Source organism: Streptomyces sp. NPDC059477 (assembly GCF_042749375.1).
Lineage (GTDB): Bacteria > Actinomycetota > Actinomycetes > Streptomycetales > Streptomycetaceae > Streptomyces.
In genome coordinates this window covers 18,674-22,509 of record NZ_JBHYUG010000043.1, presented here as the reverse complement: position 1 = coordinate 22,509, position 3,836 = coordinate 18,674, and the positions used below count along the sequence as shown (strand labels likewise).

General features: G+C 69.1%; 5 protein-coding genes. 2 read left to right on the top strand and 3 right to left on the bottom strand.

The features are described 5' to 3' along the window. Window positions 1–142: 142 nt before the first annotated feature. Window positions 143–1,588, bottom strand: coding sequence for an MFS transporter (locus tag ACFXAZ_RS21840; protein WP_384593627.1), 1,446 nt, complete (start codon window positions 1,586–1,588; stop codon window positions 143–145). A gap of 296 nt (window positions 1,589–1,884) precedes the next feature. Here ACFXAZ_RS21840 and ACFXAZ_RS21835 point away from each other — a divergent pair, with 296 nt between their 5' ends. Further along, window positions 1,885–2,211 carry a hypothetical protein gene (locus ACFXAZ_RS21835; protein WP_384593624.1) on the top strand — a complete coding sequence of 109 codons (327 nt, stop codon included), beginning with the start codon at window positions 1,885–1,887 and terminating at the stop codon, window positions 2,209–2,211. Window positions 2,212–2,308: 97 nt separating this feature from the next. Here the strand turns inward: ACFXAZ_RS21835 and ACFXAZ_RS21830 are convergent, their stop codons facing one another. Together ACFXAZ_RS21830 and ACFXAZ_RS21825 are read right to left on the bottom strand one after the other, a co-directional pair. Further along, window positions 2,309–2,563 carry a hypothetical protein gene (locus tag ACFXAZ_RS21830; RefSeq protein WP_384593621.1) on the bottom strand — a complete coding sequence of 85 codons (255 nt, stop codon included), beginning with the start codon at window positions 2,561–2,563 and terminating at the stop codon, window positions 2,309–2,311. A gap of 163 nt (window positions 2,564–2,726) precedes the next feature. Further along, the gene (locus ACFXAZ_RS21825) at window positions 2,727–2,867 is read right to left on the bottom strand and encodes a hypothetical protein (protein WP_384593618.1); all 141 of its coding nucleotides are present in this window, start codon (window positions 2,865–2,867) and stop codon (window positions 2,727–2,729) included. Window positions 2,868–2,968: 101 nt separating this feature from the next. On the opposite strand from ACFXAZ_RS21825, the gene ACFXAZ_RS21820 reads away from it, so the two are divergent. Next, entirely contained in the window at window positions 2,969–3,637 is a 669-nt protein-coding gene (locus ACFXAZ_RS21820; RefSeq protein WP_384593616.1) for a hypothetical protein, read from the top strand. The last annotated feature ends 199 nt before the right edge of the window (window positions 3,638–3,836 follow it).

Here is a 3,836-nt window from a genome sequence, read left to right as displayed (position 1 = left end):
CGCCCCCACGCGGGCCGCGGGGGGGGAAGCCCACCCCGCGGCTGTTCGCCGCCCGGCCGCCCCCCCCACACCGCGGGGCGGCCGCGGCCGGCCCGCCCCTTCCGACGTGGGAGGTGAGACATCTGGCCGGGAGGGCCGGACGTCAGACCCCGGCCCGCTCGCCGGACTCCTTCACCCCATCCGCACCGTCGGGAGCACCACCGGCCACCCCCTCCCCCCGCATCACCAGCAGGGTGACGAGCCCGCCCACGGCGGCGATGACGGCGGCCCAGACGAACGCCGCACTGAAACCGTCGGTCATCGCGGGCAGATCGCCCAGCCGTCCGGCGCCCTGGGAGGTGGCGACGGCGGTCAGCGCGGCGAGACCGAGCGCGGAGCCGACCTGATAGGTGGTGTTGACGATGCCGGAGGCCAGGCCCGCCTGCTCCTGCGGGGCGCGGGACATGGCGGCCATCATCGCCGGGATGTAGGCGAGGGACATGCCGAGCGCGGCGACCAGCGAGGCGGGCAGGACGTCGACCACGAAGGTGCCGGTGGGCTCGACGGCGGACAGCCACAGCAGCCCGGCGGCGAGGACCAGCAGTCCGGTGCCGATCAGCGGCTTGGCGCCGAACCTGGCCAGCAGCTTCGCGGTGATCAGGGTCATGAAGACCATGAGCAGCCCGGTCATCGGCAGCAGGGCGGCACCGGAGGCGAAGGCCCCGTACCCGAGCACCTGCTGGAGATAGAGATTGAGGAAGTACCACATGGGAATCCACGCGGCGCCGAGCAGGGCCATGGCGAGGTTGGCGGAGCCCAGCCGTGGCACCCGCCAGATCCCGAGCGGCATCAGGGGCGCGCGCACGATCCGCTGCACGACCAGGAACAGCCCCAGCAGCACGGCCGCGCCGATCAGTTGCAGCACGGTCGTGGTGGCGGCCCAGCCCTCCTCGGGCGCCCGTACGACGGCGAACACCGCGAGCGCCAGCCCGCCGGTGACGGCGACGGCACCCAGCACATCGACCCCGCCGCGCCGGCCCCGGACGTCGGGCAGCAGCTTGGTGGCGGCGAGGGTGGCGATGCCGATGGGCACGTAGATGATGAAGATCCAGGGCCAGCTCAGCCACTCGGTGAACACCCCGCCGAGGAACACCCCGGCGGTACCACCGGCGGGCGCGGCGGCCCCGTACAGCGCCATGGCCTTGCCCAGCTCCCTGGGCTCGTGCGCGAAGAGCATCATCAGCAAGGTCATCGCCGCAGGCGCGATCAGCGCCCCGCCGACCCCCTGCACGGCCCGCCCGACCACCTCCACCCAGGCCGTCTGGGCGGCGGCGGCCACGACCGACCCACCGATCAGCACGACCCACCCGGCGTTGAACACCCGGCGCGCCCCGAGCAGATCGGACAGCCGCCCACCGAGCAGCAGCAGCCCGCCGAAGGCGATGACATAGGCATTGAAGACCCACTGCAACTCGCCCTGCGAGAAGCCCAGATCCTTCTGCATCTCGGGAAGCGCCACCCCGATGATCGACGTGTCCATGATGACCATGAACTGCGCAGTGGCGAGCACGCCGAGCGCCCACCACCGCTTGGGATTGACGGTAGACATCACTCCACCCCTTCCGTTTCCTAATACCCCCAGGGGGTATCCAGCTGCCGCACAATAACATACCCCTAAGGGGTATGTAAGCGTCAGGAGGCGGCCGGGATGCGACCCGCTCCACAGGGGGGACCCTCGACGAACCCGCAGAGCCCTCGACGAACTCGCAGGGGGACCCCGGCAAATCCCGGGAAAGGGCCCCCACAGCCACCACTCCGCAAGATCACAACTGAGCCACAGCGCCCACCCGGCACCCCCGCCCCGACGGATGATGCCCTCGCAACAGCAACCACCTTGGGGGGACCATGAAGACCCGCACAGCACTGCTCACGACCCTGCTCGCCCTCGCCACCCTCACCGCTTGCGGCGGCGACAACAGCGGCGACAGCAGCGCCGACCCGGCCGCCTGCAAAACCGCCCTGCAGAAGCAGATGGACGAGACCGTCCCCAGCGGCGAGGAAGCCGGCCGACTCGACGCCTGCGAGGGCCTCAGCGACAAGCAGATCGAGGAAATAGCCGGCGAGATAGCCACCGAGGCGCTGGAGGGCTCCCTGGGCGACCTGGAGTCCAGCATCGACGCGGGCCTCGAAGAACTGGAAGAACTGGAAGAACTGGAGACCACGGCTCCCTGACCCGGAGCGAGCCTCTGCGCACGCCGCGCACAGCAACAGACCTGCTGACCATCAGGTCAGCAGGTCTGTCGTTCTGTCTGTCTGTCAGCAGGTCAGGTCAGCCGACCCGCGTCCCCCGGTACCCGACCGGCCCCTCGCCAGGGAACTGGGCAGTCCCCTGGAACGAGCTGCCGCCGTCGAAGAACGTCACGCTGCCGTTCCCCTCGTCGCCCGACCAGGTCACGGTCGTGCCGGTGGAGGGAGCACCGTCCCGAGGAACCACATCCGCGCGGTTGGCGATGGAGAGAGTGAGCGGCTGGTCCTGCTGCCACCCGCCGCCGCCCGTGTGGATCTCGGTCTCATACGTGGCCATGTCTTCCCCTTCACAGGTATGGGATTCACGCGCACTGTCCGAAGGGCTGATACGCCGCCCCGCTCCAGAATCACGCGTCCACCCACCCACAGAAAGGAAAGCCAACGCCAAACCACCACATCGACTGATCCTCCAACTACCGGCATTACAAAGGCACTTCGCCTCACGGAAGCACCACCGGGACCGCCAGCACCGGCAGAACCGCCAGCACCGGCAGGACCGGCATGTCCGGCATGACCGCAGGGACGACCACGAGGACCGCGAGGACCGCGAGGACGCCAGCCGACCTTCGCTGTCGCGGCACCCACACAACGCATAAACATCACAAACTTGTCACATGACCTCCACATTCCCCTCACACCCCAGATGATGACTCTTCAACCATCAGCTCCCTGGGGGGACATCATGCGCACGCGTACCACCGCAGCAGCTCTGACGGCCTTACTGACCCTCGCCCTCACCGGATGTGAGACCGGCACCAGCACCACGAGCGGCAGCGCCAAGGACCAGTCCGGAACGGAACAGAACGACACCGCCGAGGACACGGCCACCGACGCGGCGAACGAGGATGCCACCACCGACGACACCGAAGTCCTGGAGACGGGAAACCTGCCCGATATGACGGGCAAGGGCCTCCAGACCGCGCAGGACGACGCACAGGCGGCCGGATTCTTCCTGCTCACCTCCCACGACGCCCTCGGCCGTGACCGCATGCAGGCCATGGACCGCAACTGGAAGGTGTGCACCCAGACACCCACCGCCGGCGAACACTCCACCGACACCCAGGTCGACTTCGGCGCCGTGAAGCTCGAAGAGGACTGCCCCACCGGAGACGTGGAGGCACCCGTGGCGGCCGACTCGACGATGCCCGACTTCACGGGCAAGGCCGTGAACGTCGCCCGCGACGCGCTCGACAGCAGCACCAGCATCACCGTCGAGGACGTCTCCGGCCAGGACCGCATGATCTTCATGGAGTCCAACTGGCAGGTGTGCAGCCAGGAACCCGCCGCCGGCGCGGCACTCGACGGACAGCCCGTCACGTTCGGCGTGGTGAAGTTCGAGGAATCCTGCTAGCAGCCACACCCAGACCGGCCCGGCCCGCCCCCGCCCGTACGAATCAGCCTCGGGTGGGGTGGTCGGGTGGTCATTGCCGCTGGTGAGTGGATCGGGTATCGGGGGGTTCCGTCGCCCCCCCCCCCCCCGGGACCGCGTTAAGCAGAGCGAAAACGGCGGGGGGGGGCCACGTAGAGAAACACACCACCACAAACCGCCC